The sequence below is a fragment of the Bradyrhizobium sp. CCGUVB4N genome (genome assembly GCF_024199945.1).
GTDB lineage: Bacteria > Pseudomonadota > Alphaproteobacteria > Rhizobiales > Xanthobacteraceae > Bradyrhizobium.
Window position 1 is genome coordinate 3564744 of record NZ_JANADP010000001.1, and the last position, 17381, is coordinate 3582124.

The window sequence follows — 17381 nt, forward strand, 5'->3', positions numbered from 1 at the left end:
GGGGAGGGATCTAACGGATGGGACGCAACGCAATGACCGCCATGCTGGAGATGCGTAACGTCAGCAAGAGCTTTTCCGGTGTGCAGGCTCTGCGCGACGTCAATTTCTCGGTCGAAGCTGGCCAGATCCACGCCCTTGTCGGTGAGAATGGTGCTGGCAAGTCGACCTTGATGAAGGTGCTGAGCGGGGTCTATCCGGCAGGCAGCTACGAGGGCACCATCGTCTTCGAGGGCGAGGAACGCCGCTTCCGCGACATCAACGATTCCGAGGCGCTCGGCATCATCATCATCCACCAGGAGCTGGCGCTGATCCCGCTGATGTCGATCGCGGAGAATATCTTTCTCTCGCATCCGCCATCAAAGTTCGGCGTGATCGATCGCGACCAGGTCTACAAGCGTACCCAGGAGTTGCTGGCGCAGGTCGGTCTGAAGGAATCGCCGGATACGCTGATCACCGATCTCGGCGTCGGCAAGCAGCAACTGGTCGAGATCGCCAAGGCGCTGTCCAAGCGTGTCCGGATGCTGATCCTGGACGAGCCGACGGCGAGCCTAAACGAGGCCGACAGCGCCGCCTTGCTGGAACGCCTGATGAAATTCCGCGAGCAGGGCATCGGCTCGATCCTGATCTCGCACAAGCTCAACGAGGTTGCCAAGGTCGCGGACCACATTACCGTGCTGCGCGACGGCCGCACTGTCGACGGCATCGACTGCCGCGCCGAGCCGATCCAGGAAGACCGCATCATCCGCAGCATGGTCAACCGCGATCTCGCCCATCGCTTCCCCGAGCGAAGCGCGAAGATCGGCGAGCCCGTGCTCGCGGTTTCGAACTGGTCGGTCTATCACCCCATCCATCCCGACCGGCAGGTGATCAAGAACGTCAATTTCGGCGTCAGGCGCGGCGAGGTCGTCGGCATCGCCGGGCTGATGGGCGCCGGCCGAACCGAGTTCGCCATGAGCCTGTTCGGCCGCTCCTGGGGCACCCATATCAGCGGCCGCATCGCCCTCGAAGGCCATGAGATCTCCCTGCCGAGCGTCGCAGCTGCAATCGATGCCGGCCTTGCCTATGTCACCGAGGACCGCAAGCAGCTCGGCCTGATCCTGGCCGACGACGTCCGCAAGAACATTACGCTGGCAAGCCTCAACCAGGTCGCGCCGGGGCGGGTGATCGACGACATCGCCGAGCTGAAGGTCGCCAGCGACTACCGCAACCGCATGCGGATCCGCTGTTCCGACGTCTACCAGGAGACCGGCCAGCTTTCCGGCGGGAACCAGCAGAAGGTCGTGCTGTCGAAATGGCTGATGACCGACCCCAAGGTGCTGATCCTGGACGAGCCGACCAGGGGCATCGACGTCGGTGCCAAATACGAGATTTACTGTATCATCAACGAGCTTGCGGAAGCCGGCCGCGGCGTGGTGGTGATCTCCTCGGAGATGCCCGAGCTGCTCGGCATCTGCGACCGCATCTGCGTCATGAACGACGGGGCCTTTGTCGGCGAGTTCCCGGGCGCCGAGGCGACACAGGAAAAGATCATGCGCGCCATCATGCGCAACGAACGAAGCAACGGTAACGGCGCGGTCGAGGCCGCGGAGATGGGAGGATCGCAGCCATGACCGACAAGACGGTTTCGCTGCCCGAGGAGCGCCGCCACGGCAGCTTCATCAAGAACAATCTGCGCAACTACGGCATGCTGATGTCGCTGGTCGCGATCATGCTGTTCTTCCAGGTCATGACCGGCGGTACGCTGCTGCAGCCGCTCAACCTGACCAATCTGGTGCTGCAGAACAGCTACATCGTCATCATGGCGCTGGGCATGCTGCTGGTGATCGTCACCGGTCATATCGACCTGTCGGTCGGTTCGGTCGCGGGGTTCGTCGGTGCGGTCGCCGCTCTGCTCATGGTGACCTACAAGGTCGACTACACGCTCGCCTTCCTCATCTGCCTCGCTGTCGGCGCGGCCATCGGCGCCGCGCAGGGTTATTGGGTCGCCTATTTCAAGATCCCGTCCTTCATCGTGACCCTGGCCGGCATGCTGGTGTTCAAGGGCCTCGCGCTCGCGGTGTTGCAGGGCCAGTCGCTCGGCCCGTTCCCGTCGACCTTCCAGAAGCTGTCGTCGGGCTTCATTCCGGAACTGCTGCCCGAGGCCGGCACGCTGCATCCGACCTCCATGCTGATCGGCGCGGTGCTGGCGCTGGGTCTGGTCTACGCCAGCGCCAAGGGCCGCGCGCGTGAGGTCTCGCACGGCATCGAGGTCGAGCCCTTTGGCTTCTTTCTCGGCAAAAGTGTCGTGCTGGCCCTCGCGGTGCTCTATTTCACCTATCTGATCGCGACCTATCGCGGCCTGCCCAACGTGCTGGTGATCATGAGCGCCCTGATCGCGCTCTATGGTTTCGTCACCCGCCGTACCGTGATCGGCCGTCAGATCTATGCCGTCGGCGGCAACGCCAAGGCGGCAGGCCTGTCGGGCATCAAGACCGAGCGGCTGACCTTCTTCACCTTCGTCAACATGGGCGTGCTGGCCGCGCTCGCCGGGCTCGTCTTCGCAGCCCGCCTCAACACCGCGACCCCGAAAGCGGGCCTCGGCTTCGAGCTCGACGTCATCGCCGCCTGCTTCATCGGCGGCGCATCGGCCTATGGCGGCGTCGGGCGCGTCGGCGGCGCCGTGGTCGGCGCCATGATCATGGGCGTGATGAACAACGGCATGTCCATCCTCGGCATCGGCATCGACTACCAGCAGGTCATCAAGGGCCTGGTGTTGCTCGGAGCCGTGTGCATCGACGTTTACAATCAGCGGCGGTAGCTATATCGGCGATGCCGTAGGGTGGGCAAAGGCGCAGCGCGCCGTGCCCACCGTCTGTCCCCGATGAGAGAGAAGTGGTGGGCACGCTTCGCTTGGCCCATCCGGCAGCTGTTATTGCGTCGTGAACAGCACCGTCGCGATGGCGACGGAGAGGCTCACCGCTGAGACGGTCGCCACCGTCGACAGCACACCCATCTTCCGCAACGCGATCGCGAACACGATGATGATCGGCGTCGCGGTCATCAGCCCGAGTTGTGCTTCGCTCATCCTTGTTCGCTGCTCCGTGAAACGCTGAGGCGGTTCTTACCGCGCACCAGCGTCTTCCAGTTTGTCCTGCGACAAATTCCGAACTGGATCGGTGAGCTATGGCTGGCCGGTGTCCTGATCCGGAAGAGCAGATGTCGGCGGCGGAGTGCGAGCAACCGGGATCCGGTTGGGGGATTTTGGAAGATCTCCCCGGCGATCCCATGATCTGGGTGCTGATCTTCAGCGAGCTCGCCGCGTTCGGCCTGTTTCTCGGCGCGTTCGTGGTCGCGCGTGCGATCCATCCGGCGCTGTTCGCTGAGGGGCAGGCGGCGCTCGATTCGAGCCTTGCCGGGCTCAATACGATCGTGCTGGTGACCAGCGGCTGGGCCGCGGCCCGGGCGACAGGATCCGCGCGGGCCGGTGAGAAGCGGGCATCGCGCCGCTGGCTCCTCATCGCCATGACGCTCGGCGGATTCTTCATCGCCATCAAGCTTGCCGAATATGCCGGGGAGATCGGTCGCGGCATTGGCCTGGAGACCAGCACCTTCTTCACGCTCTACTTTCTCCTGACGGGCTTTCACCTCCTGCACGTCGGCCTCGGCATCGTGATCCTCGCCGTGGTCTGCCGCCGCGCCGAGACGGTAGGTGTCGAGACCGGCGCCGCGTTCTGGCACATGGTCGATCTGGTCTGGATCGTCATGTTCCCGATTCTCTATCTGGTGCGATGACGATGCCGGATCGGCTTGACATCAGCTGGCTCGTGTTGATCGGCCTCGCGCTCGCAACGCTCCTGCTGCCGCCGCTGTTGCCGCGCCCGCTGCTCGCCAACGCACTGGTCTTGATCCTTGCGCTCATCAAGGGCCGGCGGATCGCGCTCGCCTTCCTCGACCTTCGCGCTGCGCCGGTGCTCTGGCGCGGGCTCGTCGGCGCCTGGATCGCGATCCTCGTGCTGTTCGCCTGGCTCGCCTCGGCGATCGTCAGCTTGATCTGACGCGGTCAACGCTCGCGCTCATTGCGCCGCGACAAAGACCCGTCCGCGCCGATCGGCAAGATACAGCATCACTGCTCTTTCACGACACGACTCACACGGAAAGGACTGGCAATGGCTGAACGCCTGACCAAGTCGGCGGCTCGAAACGTCTTCTACGGCGGCTCGGCCTTTTTCTTTGCAATCTTCCTGGGGCTGACCGCGCACAGCCACTACTACATGGTCACGACCTCGACCGACGCGCCCACCCTGACCGCATCGGTCGCGCGCGGCAAGCATGTCTGGGAGCGCAACTCCTGCATCAACTGCCACACGCTGCTGGGCGAGGGCGCCTATTTCGCGCCCGAAGTCGGCAATGTCTGGGATCGCTGGGGCGGCAAGGAAGATCCGGCCGGCGCGCGCGAGACGCTGAAGGCCTGGATGCAATCGCAGCCCTCGGGCGCGGAAGGGCGGCGGCAGATGCCGCAATTCAACCTGACCGACCAGGAGCTCAACGATCTCGCCGATTTCCTGCAATGGGTCAGCACGATCAAGCGCCAGGACTGGCCGCCGAACAAGGCCGGCTGAACCGGCCCGCATTCTTCTTTCAAGACAGAGAGAAATCGAGATGAAATATCAGACCCAGAAAGTCGCGATGCTGTATTTCTACGGCGCGCTGACGCTGTTTCTGGCCCAGGTCGTCTTCGGCCTGCTTGCCGGAACCATCTACGTCCTGCCCAACACGCTGTCGGTGCTGTTGCCGTTCAACATCGTCAGGATGATTCACACCAACGCACTGATCGTTTGGTCGCTGATTGGCTTCATGGGCGCGACCTACTACCTGTTGCCGGAGGAGACCGAGACCGAATTGTTCAGCCCGCTGCTGGCAAAGATCCAGTTCTGGATGTTCTTCTGCGCGGCGGCCGTGGCCGTGGTGGGTTATCTCTTCCACTACCATGAGGGCCGCGAATTCCTCGAACAGCCCTTCATCATCAAGGTCGGCATCGTCGTGGTCTGCCTGATGTTTCTGTTCAACGTGACCATGACGGCGCTCAAGGGCCGCAAGACCACGGTCACCAACATCCTGCTGTTCGGCCTGTGGGGCGTTGCGATCTTCTTCCTGTTCGCCTTCTACAACCCTGCCAATCTCGCGGTCGACAAGATGTACTGGTGGTACGTCGTCCATCTCTGGGTCGAGGGCGTCTGGGAGCTGATCATGGCCTCCGTGCTCGCCTTCCTGATGATCAAGCTCAACGGCATCGACCGCGAGGTCGTCGAGAAGTGGCTCTATGTCATCATCGGCCTTGCGCTGTTCTCCGGTATCCTCGGCACTGGCCATCACTTCTACTGGATCGGCGCACCCGGCTACTGGCAGTGGATCGGCTCGCTGTTTTCCACGCTCGAGGTCGCGCCGTTCTTCACCATGGTGATCTTCACGGTGCAGATGACCTGGAAGGCCGGCCGCAAGCATCCGAACCGCGCTGCGCTGTTGTGGTCGGTCGGCTGCTCCGTGATGGCATTCCTCGGGGCGGGCGTCTGGGGCTTCCTGCACACGCTGTCGTCGGTGAACTACTACACCCACGGCACGCAGGTCACCGCTGCGCACGGCCATCTCGCCTTCTTCGGCGCCTACGTCATGCTGAATCTGTCGGTGATGGCCTATGCAATCCCGCAGATCAAGGGACGCGCGCCCTACAATCAGTGGCTCTCCATGACCAGCTTCTGGATCATGTGCACGGCGATGATGGTGATGACGTTCGCGCTGACTTTTGCCGGCGTGATCCAGGTCCATCTCCAGCGCGTGCTCGGCCAGAGTTACATGGACGTGCAGGATCAGCTCGCCTTCTTCTACTGGGTGCGGCTCGGCTCCGGTGTGTTCGTCGCGATCTCTGCGCTGATGTTCGTCTGGGCGGTGCTGGTGCCCGGCCGCGAAAAGCCGGCGACCATCCCGGGCGCGTTGCAGCCGGCCGAATAAGCGAGAACGGCGGCCGCGACGATCGCGGCCGCCTGCCCAAGAGAATTTCCGGAGAAGGACCATGAAAGCAGCTCTTCACGCCGTGCCGGCCTCCGCGCCAGCGCTTCCGGCCTATGTCCCCAGCGGCAATGAATGCGTGCTGTTCGAGCATGCCTGGCGGCATCGCTTGCCGGTCCTGCTGAAAGGGCCGACCGGCTGCGGCAAGACGCGCTTCGTCGCACACATGGCGGCGCGGCTGGGATTGCCGCTCCACACCGTCGCCTGTCACGACGATCTCACCGCCGCCGATCTCACCGGCCGATTCCTGCTGAGGGGCGGCGACACCGTGTGGACCGACGGTCCGCTGACGCGCGCGGTGCGGGAAGGCGGCATCTGCTATCTCGACGAAGTCGTGGAGGCACGCAAGGATGTCACTGTGGTGCTGCATCCGCTCTCGGACGACCGCCGCATCCTGCCGCTGGAGCGGACCGGCGAGGAGCTTGCGGCGCCCGACAGCTTCATGCTCGTGGTCTCCTACAATCCCGGCTACCAGACGCTGCTGAAAGCGCTGAAGCCGTCGACGCGGCAGCGCTTCGTCGCGATCGAGTTCGGCTTCTTGCCCCCGGAACAGGAGGTTGCGGTGGTGGCGGCCGAGAGCGGTCTCGCGCCCGATTACGCGCGGCCACTGGTCGCGCTGGCCGGTCGGCTCCGCGCGCTGAAAGGGCATGATCTGGAGGAGGGCGTCTCGACCCGCCTCGTCGTCTATTGCGCCACCTTGATTGCCGCGGGAGCGTCGATCACCGAGGCCGTGCTCGCCGGCATGATCGAGCCGTTGACCGACGATCCCGACGTCAAGGCTGCGCTGCTCGACGTCGCGCGCGCCGTGATTTCCTGAGAGGGCTGTGATGCTCGATTTCCTCGAGCTTGAAGAAACCGTCGGCCGGGCCTGGCATCGTCTCGTCGGCGGCACCGCGAGTTACCCGGTTCATGCCGACCACGCCGTCTCGCTGGCTGATATCCGCCCGCGCATCGCCGTGATGTTCCGTGCGCTCGGTGGCGAGGCGGGCGTCCAGATCGCGAGCGCGCGTGCTCGCCGGACCGGACACCGGCTCGGATGGCGACAGCGCATCGGGCTTGGCGACGAGCGCCTTGAGCAGCCCGGGCGTGATCCCGCCACCATTTTCCTGCCTGACAGCATCGCAATCTTCGCCGACCGGGAATTGAACGCCGCGCTGTATCGGTGGCTCGCGGCCTGGTTCGCATTTGCACCCGTCGATACGATCGGCGAGGCCGATCCGCTGCGGCGCGATCTCCTGAATCTGCGGCGGGTCAGCGAGATCGCGGTACTGGTGCTCACCGAATGCCCGGGCCTTGCCGAAGACTACGCCCGGCTCGCTGCTGCTGTGGCGATGGCCCGGCCGCGCCGGCCGCTGCCGCGCATCGAGCAGGACATGGAGCAGATCGTGCTCACGCTGCTCGGCGCCGATGTGCCACCCGCGGGCAAGTTGTGGCCAGCCATGATGGGAACAGGTCCGTTGCCGGACGAGGCCCCGCCGGGATATCAGGCCATCCTGCCGTGCCCGCTGTGGGGCGATTGCTGGACGCGCGAGTTCGCACCGGCGGGAATGCAGGATGACGAGGTGGGCGGAAGCAGCGCGGCCACGCCGCCGGACGAGCGCAAGCGTTTCGCCGTCCGCGAACGCGACGATGGCGCCGATCGCCGGGATCCCTTTGTGCTCAACCGCTTCGAAAAGATCCTGGCGATGGCCGAGATGGTCAATGTCGATCGCCCTGCGGACGACAGTGATGACGAGGACGCGCAGAAAGCGGCCGATGATCTCGAGGAGATCACGCTTGGACACCGCAGCGGCAAGCCCGCGACCCGGCTGAGATTCGATCTCGACCTACCGCCGGAAGCGCTGGATGCCTCGCGATTGAATGCGGAGGTGACCTATCCCGAATGGAATTATCGCAGCCGGTCCTATTTGCCCGATCATTGCCGCGTGCTCGCCGGCGTGGCGTCCGAGCGAGGTGAAATTTGGACGCCCGACGAGGGCATGCGCCGGCACATCCGCCAGGTTCGCCGCCGTTTCGAGATCTTGCGGCCGCGCCACGAATTGATGCGCGCGCAAGCCGATGGCCACGACCTCGATCTCGATGCGCTGGTGCGGGCGCGTTGCGATCTGCGCGCCGGCAGCGGCGCGCTTGATCGCGTTCATGTGGCGATGCGGCCGCAAGGACACGATCTCGCCGTGACCTTGCTGGTCGACGTCTCGCTCTCGACGGATGCGTGGGTTGACGGCCATCGCGTGCTCGACGTCGAGAAGGAGGCGCTGCTCGTGCTTGCCCACGGCCTTTCGGCCGGCGGCGATCACCACAGCATTTTGACCTTCACCTCGCGCCGGCGCGCCTGGGTACGGCTCGAGATGGTCAAGGCGTTCGGCGAGCCGATGAGCGGGGCGGTGGAGCGCCGCATCGGTGCGCTGAGGCCGGGCTATTACACCCGGATCGGCGCCGCGGTGCGCCACGCCTCGGCCGAGCTCGCGCGCCAGCCCCAGCGCAAGAAGCTTCTGCTCGTCCTGACCGACGGCAAGCCGAACGATGTCGATCACTATGAGGGGCGCTTTGCGGTCGAGGACACGAGAAAATCGGTGCAGGAGGCGCGGCGGCTTGGCATCGCCGTGTTCGGCGTGACGGTTGACGCTACCGCGCAGTCCTATTTTCCGACGCTGTTCGGCCGCGGCGGCTACGCCATCGGCGGCAACATCAGCCGGCTGCCCGCCGCGCTGCCGGCGATCTATCGACAGGTGGCCCATTGAACCAGCGCGACAAAGCCCGCGACGCCGTGTTTCCCTGTGAGCTATTGCCCAGCAGGTGGGTATATGATCGAATACCCGGATGGACCCGGGTCGGCCAGAACTGATCATCTTCGATTGCGACGGCGTGCTCGTCGATAGCGAGCTGCTCAGCTGTCGCTGTCTGTCCGAGGTGCTGGCGGAGTTCGGCTTTCAACTCAGTGTGCAGCAGGCTCTCGAACTCTTCCTCGGGCGCAGCACCAAGGCGATCGAGCAGCACTATCGCGATCTCGGGCAGGTTCTGCCTGACGACTTCCTTCCGCGCCTGAAGGCACGCGTGCTCGATACCTTTGCGGGGGCGCTCCAGCCGATCCCCGGCATCGGTGCCGTGCTGTCCGGATTGAAGATGCCGCGCTGTGTCGCATCGTCGAGCGACCTCGACCGCGTCTCGCTGTCGCTCGATGTCACCGGCCTCGCGCCGCATTTCGGCGACCGGCTTTACACGGCGCAGATGGTCAGGCACGGCAAGCCGGCGCCGGATCTCTTTCTCCACGCTGCCGGGAAAATGCAGGCCAGCCCTTCGCGCACGCTGGTGATCGAGGATAGCGTCAGTGGCGTGCAGGCCGCCAAGGCGGCCGGCATGATGGTCTGGGGATTTGTCGGCGGTGGCCATTATCGCGCACGCGATGGCCGGGCTATATTGTCCGCCGCCGGAGCCGATCGGGTCTTCGCGCGCATGAGCGATTTCTGGGAGGCGTGAGGCCGGCATGGCCGTCGAGAACGAAAAATCCAGGCTCGACGACGCCGCGCGTGCCGGCTGGCTGTATTTCATTGCCGGCCACACCCAGGACGAGATCGCAAAGATGCTGCAGGTGTCGCGCGCCTCGGCGCAGCGGCTGGTGTCGCTGTGCCTCGCCGAGCGGCTGATCACGTTCCGGCTCGAGCATCCGATCGCCGCCTGCATGGAATTGGCCGCGCGCCTGAAGGAGCGGTTTGACCTCAGCCATTGCGAGGTGGTGCCGGCCGACCCTGCGGCCCCGCAGGCGACCGCCGGCATTGCCGAGCGCTGCGCCAATCTGCTGGACGCAACGCTGCGTTCGGAAACGCCCGTCATCGTCGCGCTCGGCACGGGGCGGGCGGTGCGCGCCGCGGTCGAGCGCGTCACGCCGATCGACCGGCCCAACCACCAGATCGTCTCGCTGGTCGGCAACATCTCCGCCGACGGTTCGGCGAGCTTCTACGACACGGTCGGCCGGCTCGCCGACCGCACCGGCGCGCGGCATTACCCGATGCCGCTGCCGTTCCTGATGTCGTCGGAGGACGAGCGCAACAAGATGGTCCGCATCGAGCCGATCGCGAAGGTCAAGGCGGTCGCCGCCAAGGCGGATCTCCGTCTCGTCGGCATCGGCCAGATGGACCAGAAGGCGCAGGTCCATGTCGACGGCTTCGTCACGCGTGATGAATTGTTTGAGATGATGCGGCAGGGCGCCATCGGCGAGATCACCGGATGGGCCTATGATTCCAAGGGCCGCCTGCTCAAGGCCGGCACCAACAAGCGCCTCACCAGCATTCCGCCGGAGGTTCCGGCGAAGACCACGACCATCGGCGCGGCGATCGGTGCGGCCAAGGTGCCGGCGATCGCGGCCGCGCTGAACGGGGGCCTGATCAACGGCCTGATCACCGACGAGGCGACGGCACGGGCGATCCTCGAGCGGTAGGGCGGGCGGTCTTGCGCCGCGTACCACTGTCATCGCCCGCCATTGTGCGCCGGGGCGGGCGATCCAGTACGCCGCGGCCCATCTTGGGGCAAACCAACTGACGATACGGAGTACTGGATGCCCCGCCTTCGCGGGGCATGACAGCGTAGGTGGACGTCATCCCTTCCCGCACCGCAGCACTCATAAGTTGCGGGAACGGCTGCGCGCCTGCTTGACAAGCGTCGCACCTCGTCCGAACATACGCCCAACGCGTGGGCATATGCTCAAAAGCGCGGGCTAGGGAGGTCACCGTGAAACATGTTTTGGGCGCCGTCTGCGGCGCGTCCGTACTGCTTGCCGTCCCCGCGATGGCCGAAACGACCCTGACGATCGCCACCGTCAACAACGGCGACATGATCCGCATGCAGGGGCTGACCAGCGAATTCACCAAGGCGAACCCGGACATCTCGGTGAAATGGGTGACGCTGGAGGAGAATGTGCTGCGCCAGCGCGTCACCACCGACATCGCCACCAAGGGCGGCCAGTTCGACGTCCTGACCATCGGCACTTACGAGGTGCCGATCTGGGCCAAGAAGGGCTGGCTGGTGCCGCTCGCCAATCTCGGCGCCGACTACGACGTCGCCGACCTCCTGCCGAAGATCAAGGACGCGGTCTCCGTCGACGGCAAGCTCTATGCCGCGCCGTTCTACGGCGAGAGCTCGATGATCATGTACCGCACTGATCTGTTCGAGAAGGCCGGCCTCAAGATGCCGGAGAAGCCGACCTGGGATTTCGTGATCGATGCCGCCAAGAAGCTGACCGACAAAAATGCCGGCACCTACGGCATCTGCCTGCGCGGCAAGGCCGGCTGGGGCGAGAACATGGCGTTCCTCTCGGCGATGGCCAATTCCTACGGCGCGCGCTGGTTCGACGAGAAGTGGGAGCCCCAGTTCAACACGCCGGAATGGAAGACGACGCTCACCACCTACGTCAATCTGATGAAGGACGCCGGCCCTCCCGGCGCGAGCTCGAACGGCTTCAACGAGAACCTTGCCCTGTTCAACGCCGGCAAGTGCGGCATGTGGATCGATGCGACGGTGGCGGCGTCCTTCGTGACCAATCCGAGTCAGTCCACGGTTGCCGACAAGGTCGGCTTCGCGCTCGCGCCCAACACGGGGCTCGGCAAGAACGCCAACTGGCTGTGGGCCTGGAACCTCGCGATCCCCGCCAGCTCGAAGAAGACGGAAGCGGCCGAGAAGTTCATCGCTTGGGCGACCAACAAGGACTATACCAAGCTCGTCGCCTCGAGGGAGGGCTGGTCCAACGTGCCGCCGGGCACGCGCACCTCGCTCTACCAGAACCCTGACTATGTGAAGGCCGCGCCTTTCGCCAAGATGACGCTGGCCTCGATCGACGCGGCTGATCCGAACAAGCCGACCGTGAAGCCGGTTCCTTACGTCGGCGTGCAATACGCCGCGATTCCCGAATTCCAGGGCATCGGCACGCAGGTGGGGCAGCAATTCTCTGCAGCGCTTGCCGGGTCGATGACGGTCGATGCGGCGCTTGCCGCCGCGCAATCCGCCACCGAGCGCGAGATGAAGCGCGCCGGCTACATCAAGTAAACCTGAGCTCTCCCTGAGCTCAAACTTGCGGCCATCCACTCGTTGCTCGATGGATGGCCGCCCTCTTCACCCCAAGCGGAGAGTCCGAGGATGGCAACCCGGCAGACGCAATTCCTTGCGCGGTCGCTCCTGACCCCGGCCGTCGGGCTCCTGTTCATCTGGATGATCGTCCCGCTCGCGCTGACGCTGTACTTCTCGACGCTGCATTACAGCCTGCTCGATCCCGGCTCGGAATCGTTCGTCGGACTTGAGAACTTCCGCTACTTCCTCACCGATCCCGCCTTCCTTGCTTCCCTTCAGAACACGCTGGTGCTGGTCGGTTCGGTGCTGGCGCTGACGATCCTGCTCGGCATTCCCCTGGCGCTGCTGATGGATCAGCCGGTGATCGGCCGCAATATCGTGCGACTGATGGTGATCGCGCCGTTCTTCGTGATGCCGACGGTGAGCGCGCTGGTCTGGAAGAACCTGCTGATGCACCCGGTGTCCGGCCTGTTCGCCTGGCTCGCAAAGCTGGTCGGGCTGACGCCGATCGACTGGTTCACGGACGCGCCGCTGTTCGCCGTGATCCTGATCGTGGCCTGGCAATGGCTGCCGTTCGCGACGCTGATCCTGCTGACTGCGCTACAATCGCTCGATGAGGAGCAGAAGGAAGCGGCCGAGATGGATGGCGCCAGCGCGATCTCGACCTTCATCTACATCACGCTGCCGCATCTGGCGCGCCCGATCACGGTGGTGATCCTGATCGAGACCATCTTCCTGCTCACGGTGTTCGCGGAAATCTTCGTCACCACCGGTGGCGGGCCGGGCCTGCAAACCACCAACATCGCCTTCCTGATCTATTCGCAGGCGCTGATCCAGTTCGACGTCGGCAGCGCCTCGGCGGGCGGCCTCGTCGCTGTGGTCATCGCAAATGTCGTCGCCTTCTTCCTTGTCCGCATCGTCGGCCGCAACCTGGAAGCTTGAAATCATGGCGCGCAAGTCAACGACGCAGAAGGTGGTGGTTTCGACGATCGGGGCGTGGTTCTTCGGCTTCCTGATCTTCTTCCCGATCCTGTGGATGGTGCTGGCGAGCTTTAAGACCGAGCTCGAGGCTTTTGCGATCCCGCCGTCTTTCCTGTTATTCCACTGGACGACTGAGAACTACGCGACGGTGCAAGAACGCAGCGATTATTTCCTCCACGCGATGAATTCGATCATCATCGCCGGCGGCTCGACGCTGATTGCGCTCCTCATCGCGATTCCCGCAGCGTGGTCGATGGCGTTCTCGCCGACCAAGCGCACCAAGGACATCCTGCTCTGGATGCTCTCGACCAAGATGATGCCGCCGGTCGGCGTGCTGGTGCCGATCTACCTGATCTACAAAAGTTTTGGTTTGCTCGATACCCGCATCGGCCTCGTCTTCATTCTCTGCCTCGGAAATCTGCCGATCGTGATCTGGATGCTCTTCACGTACTTCAAGGAGATCCCGCGCGACATCCTGGAGGCCGCGCGCATGGACGGCGCCACCATCGGCCGCGAGCTCGTCTATGTCCTGACGCCGATGGCGATTCCGGGCTTGGCGTCGACCATGCTGCTCAATCTGATCCTGGCCTGGAACGAGGCGTTCTGGACGCTCAATCTGTCGACCTCGAACGCCGCGCCGCTCACCACGTTCATTGCGTCCTATTCCAGTCCGGAAGGACTGTTCTGGGCAAAGCTGTCGGCGGCCTCGACGCTGGCGATCGCGCCCATTCTCGTCCTCGGTTGGTTCAGCCAGAAGCAGCTCGTGCGCGGGCTCACTTTCGGTGCGGTGAAGTAAAGGGGCTGCCGGATCATGGGTCAGATTACACTTCAGGGCGTGCAGAAATCGTTCGGCCCGGTGCACATCATCAAGGGCGCGGATCTCGACATCGCCGACGGCTCCTTCGTCGTCTTCGTCGGTCCCTCCGGCTGCGGCAAGACCACGCTGCTGCGGTTGATCGCGGGCCTCGAGGACGTCACCGGCGGCGCCATTCTGATCGACGGCAAGAACGTCGTCGACACGCCACCCGCCAAGCGCGGCCTGTCGATGGTGTTCCAATCCTACGCGCTCTATCCGCACATGAGCGTACGCGGCAATATCGGCTTCGGCCTGAAGATGGCGGGCTTGCCCAAGGACGAGATCAACCGCAAGGTCGAGGCGGCCGCCGCGACGCTGAACCTCACGCCTTATCTCGACCGCAAGCCCCGCGAGCTCTCCGGCGGCCAGCGTCAGCGCGTCGCGATTGGACGCGCCATCGTCCGCGAGCCCAAGGGGTTCCTGTTCGACGAGCCGCTGTCCAATCTCGACGCCGCCTTGCGCGTGCAGATGCGCATCGAAGTGACGCGGCTGCAGAAGCAGCTCGGCACCACCGCGATCTATGTCACCCATGATCAGGTCGAGGCCATGACCATGGCCGACAAGATCGTCGTGCTCAACGCCGGCAAGATCGAGCAATATGGGTCGCCGCTGGAACTCTACGAGCGGCCCGCCAATCTCTTCGTCGCCGGGTTCATCGGTTCACCCAAGATGAATTTCGTCACCGGCGACAGCGCCGCGCAACAGGGCGCCGCCACGATCGGCGTGCGTCCGGAGCATCTCAAGATCGAACGCGAGGGCGCCGGCGGCTGGCAGGGCACGATTTCGGTCGCGGAGCATCTCGGCAGCGACACCTTTCTCTATGTCGATGCCGGGCCGCTCGGAATGCTGACGGCACGCTACATCGGCGAATTGAGCCTGCACGCCGGCGACCGGGTGTCGCTGGTGCCGGACCCCGCGCGCATTCACCGCTTCGACGCAAGCGGCAACGCGCTTCGGAACTAACAAGAAACGGGAATACGACCATGTACCTGGAAAAATTCAAGCTGAGCGGCAAGACCGCGTTCATCACCGGCGGCGGGCAAGGCATTGGTCTTGCTTGCGCGGAGGCATTGGCCGAGGCCGGCGCCAAGGTCATCATCGGTGATCGCGACAGCAAGGTCGCCGGTGACGCCAAGACCAGCCTGAAGGCAAAGGGTTTTGATATCGAGACCGCGATCATGGACGTCACCGACACCAAGCGCGTGGCGGAGGTCGCCAATGATCTCGTGGCCCGCCACGGCAAGGTCGACATCCTCGTCAACAATGCCGGCATTGCGCGCAGCGAAACCCCCGCCGAGACCGTCACCGACGAGCACTGGCTCAACGTCATCGATGTCAATCTCAACGGCACCTTCTGGTGCTGCCGCGAGTTCGGCAAGCACATGCTCAAGGCCAAGAGCGGCGCCATCGTCAATGTCGGCTCGATGTCCGGCTTCATCGTCAACAAGCCGCAGGAACAGTGCTTCTACAACGCCTCCAAGGCCGGCGTGCACCATCTGACCAAGTCGCTGGCCGCGGAATGGGGCGCGCGCGGCATCCGCGTCAATGCGGTGGCCCCGACCTATATCGACACGCCGCTCAACGCCTTCGTGAAGAGCACCCCGAGAATGTACGACGCCTGGATCGGTGGAACCCCGATGGCCCGGATGGGGCAGGTCGAGGAGATCGCCTCGGTCGTCCTGTTCCTGGCATCCGAGGCCGCGAGCCTGATGACGGGCAGCATCGTGCTGGTGGATGGCGGCTATACTTGCTGGTAGGCTTGCGTCAAAATTTGACGAGAGCTTCCGGGAGCGACAATGCCGCGAGCCTATATCGGCGTCGACGTGGGGACCACGAGCACGCGAGCAGGGGTGTTTGACGAGGCGGGCGCGTTGCTTGCGACCGCCAAGCATCCGATCCGGATCTGGCACGAGGCCGGCGACATCGTCGAGCAGTCGTCCCAGGACATCTGGGAGGCTTGTGTCAAATCTGTGCGGGCGGCGATGGCGGAGGCGGCCATCGCGCCCGACAGCGTCGGCGGCATCGGGTTCGACGCCACCTGTTCGCTGGTCGTGCTCGACCGCCAGGGCGAGCCGGTCACGGTCAGCGCCTCCGGCGACAAGCAGCGCAACGTCGTTGTCTGGATGGATCATCGCGCCATTGCCGAGGCGCGCTTGATCAACGAGACCGCCGACGACGTGCTGCGCTATGTCGGCGGCTCGATCTCGCCCGAGATGGAGATGCCGAAGCTGTTGTGGCTGAAGCGGCATCTGCGTGCGAGTTTCGACGCCGCCGGGCATTTCTTCGATCTGGCGGACTATCTGACCTGGCGGGCGACCGGATCGTTGCAGCGCTCGACCTGCACAGTCACTTGCAAATGGAACTACCTGGCGCATGACGGCGGCGGCTGGAGCGCGCCGTTCATCCAGCGCATCGGCCTGTCTGACTTCGTCAGCGAGAAATACGCCCGCATCGGCACCGAGATCGTCGCGCCGGGCACGCGGCTCGGTACCGGTCTGACGCGCGTGGCCGCCGCCGATCTCGGCCTGTCGCCGGGCACGCCGGTCGGCGCCTCCTTGATCGACGCCCATGCCGGCGGCATCGGCGCGATCGGCGGCCGTGACGGATCGGGCGGAACGACGGATGTCACCGACCGCCTGGCCTACATCATGGGTACGTCGGCCTGCATCATGGCGACGACAAAAGAGCCGTGCTTCGTGCCCGGCGTCTGGGGTCCCTATTACTCCGGCATGGTGCCGGACTTCTGGCTCAATGAAGGCGGCCAGTCGGCCGCGGGCGCGGCGATCGATCATCTCCTCAAATCGCATCCCGGCCACGCCGAGGCGAGCGCGGCGGCGCGCAGCGAGGGCATCGACCTGATCGAGTTCCTCGAGCGCCGTATCATCGCCCGCGCGGGCGATGCCAGCCGGGCCGCGCTGCTAGCCCGCGACGTTCACGTGCTTCCCGAATTCATCGGCAACCGTTCGCCTTATGCCGACCCTGATACGCGCGCCGTGATCGCGGGCCTCGATCTCGACACCGATGTCGGTTCGATGGAGCGGCTGTTCATCGCCGGCCTGTGCGGGCTGGCCTATGGCCTCGCCGAAGTGATCGAGGCCTTTGCCGCGCACGGCGTCCATGCCGGAATCATGATCATGGGGGGCGGCGCGAGCCGCAGTCCGCTGGTGCGGCAGATCATGGCGGATACCACCGGCCTTACCGTCGCGCTGCCGCAGACCAAGGAGCCGGTACTGCTGGGTGCTGCGATGCTGGGGGCGGTCGCCGGTGGGGCCTATGCCTCGATCGGCGAGACCATGGCCAAAATGTCGGCGCTCGGACGCAAGAGCGAGCCGACCGCGCCGGACATGGCCGTGTTTCACAAACGCAAGCGGGAGGTCTACAAGCTGCTGCGCGAGGTCGATCGCGGCAGCCGGGCCGCGATGGCTGACCTCGCCAAGGGTTGAAA

General features: G+C 64.6%; 17 protein-coding genes. 16 read left to right on the forward strand and 1 reads right to left on the reverse strand.

The annotated features are described in order from the left end of the window. Positions 1-32: 32 nt before the first annotated feature. Positions 33-1610, forward strand: coding sequence for a multiple monosaccharide ABC transporter ATP-binding protein (gene mmsA / locus NLM31_RS16105; protein WP_254135349.1), 1578 nt, complete (start codon positions 33-35; stop codon positions 1608-1610). Beyond that, positions 1607-2797, forward strand: a complete 1191-nt coding sequence (gene mmsB, locus NLM31_RS16110) for a multiple monosaccharide ABC transporter permease (RefSeq protein WP_254192847.1) — start codon at positions 1607-1609, stop codon at positions 2795-2797. Before mmsA ends, mmsB begins: the two co-directional genes overlap by 4 nt. Before the next feature lie 111 nt (positions 2798-2908). Here the strand turns inward: mmsB and NLM31_RS16115 are convergent, their stop codons facing one another. Beyond that, entirely contained in the window at positions 2909-3064 is a 156-nt protein-coding gene (locus NLM31_RS16115; RefSeq protein WP_177195871.1) for a hypothetical protein, read from the reverse strand. 131 nt (positions 3065-3195) lie between these two features. Here NLM31_RS16115 and NLM31_RS16120 point away from each other — a divergent pair, with 131 nt between their 5' ends. The 14 genes from NLM31_RS16120 (at position 3196) to NLM31_RS16185 (ending at position 17379) form a co-directional block, all read left to right on the forward strand. Next, positions 3196-3771 carry a cytochrome c oxidase subunit 3 family protein gene (locus NLM31_RS16120; RefSeq protein ID WP_254192848.1) on the forward strand — a complete coding sequence of 192 codons (576 nt, stop codon included), beginning with the start codon at positions 3196-3198 and terminating at the stop codon, positions 3769-3771. 2 nt (positions 3772-3773) lie between these two features. Then, positions 3774-4034 carry a cytochrome C oxidase subunit IV family protein gene (locus NLM31_RS16125; protein WP_254192849.1) on the forward strand — a complete coding sequence of 87 codons (261 nt, stop codon included), beginning with the start codon at positions 3774-3776 and terminating at the stop codon, positions 4032-4034. A gap of 111 nt (positions 4035-4145) precedes the next feature. Then, on the forward strand, positions 4146-4598 hold the full coding sequence (locus NLM31_RS16130; RefSeq protein ID WP_254130296.1) for a cytochrome c: 453 nt from the start codon (positions 4146-4148) through the stop codon (positions 4596-4598). Between the two features lie 40 nt (positions 4599-4638). Continuing rightward, positions 4639-5985 (forward strand): cbb3-type cytochrome c oxidase subunit I, encoded by a 1347-nt coding sequence (locus NLM31_RS16135; RefSeq protein ID WP_254130297.1) that lies wholly within the window; start codon positions 4639-4641, stop codon positions 5983-5985. 61 nt (positions 5986-6046) lie between these two features. Then, a complete protein-coding gene (locus tag NLM31_RS16140) occupies positions 6047-6859 on the forward strand; it encodes a CbbQ/NirQ/NorQ/GpvN family protein (protein WP_254130298.1) in 813 nt (270 codons plus the stop codon). Between the two features lie 10 nt (positions 6860-6869). Then, complete coding sequence (locus tag NLM31_RS16145) at positions 6870-8783, forward strand: nitric oxide reductase activation protein NorD (RefSeq protein ID WP_254192850.1); 1914 nt, start codon at positions 6870-6872, stop codon at positions 8781-8783. A gap of 79 nt (positions 8784-8862) precedes the next feature. Then, positions 8863-9519: an HAD family hydrolase gene (locus NLM31_RS16150; RefSeq protein WP_254192851.1), complete on the forward strand. Its 657-nt coding sequence runs from the start codon at positions 8863-8865 to the stop codon at positions 9517-9519. A gap of 7 nt (positions 9520-9526) precedes the next feature. After that, on the forward strand, positions 9527-10477 hold the full coding sequence (locus NLM31_RS16155) for a sugar-binding transcriptional regulator (RefSeq protein WP_254130301.1): 951 nt from the start codon (positions 9527-9529) through the stop codon (positions 10475-10477). A 290-nt stretch (positions 10478-10767) separates the two neighbouring features. Then, positions 10768-12078, forward strand: coding sequence for an extracellular solute-binding protein (locus tag NLM31_RS16160; protein WP_254192852.1), 1311 nt, complete (start codon positions 10768-10770; stop codon positions 12076-12078). Between the two features lie 90 nt (positions 12079-12168). Beyond that, entirely contained in the window at positions 12169-13041 is an 873-nt protein-coding gene (locus NLM31_RS16165; RefSeq protein ID WP_254130303.1) for a carbohydrate ABC transporter permease, read from the forward strand. 4 nt (positions 13042-13045) lie between these two features. Continuing rightward, entirely contained in the window at positions 13046-13876 is an 831-nt protein-coding gene (locus tag NLM31_RS16170) for a carbohydrate ABC transporter permease (protein ID WP_254192853.1), read from the forward strand. A 15-nt stretch (positions 13877-13891) separates the two neighbouring features. Continuing rightward, positions 13892-14899: an ABC transporter ATP-binding protein gene (locus tag NLM31_RS16175; protein WP_254192854.1), complete on the forward strand. Its 1008-nt coding sequence runs from the start codon at positions 13892-13894 to the stop codon at positions 14897-14899. A 20-nt stretch (positions 14900-14919) separates the two neighbouring features. Next, complete coding sequence (locus tag NLM31_RS16180; protein ID WP_254192855.1) at positions 14920-15693, forward strand: SDR family NAD(P)-dependent oxidoreductase; 774 nt, start codon at positions 14920-14922, stop codon at positions 15691-15693. Between the two features lie 39 nt (positions 15694-15732). Beyond that, positions 15733-17379, forward strand: coding sequence for an FGGY-family carbohydrate kinase (locus NLM31_RS16185; protein ID WP_254192856.1), 1647 nt, complete (start codon positions 15733-15735; stop codon positions 17377-17379). The last annotated feature ends 2 nt before the right edge of the window (positions 17380-17381 follow it).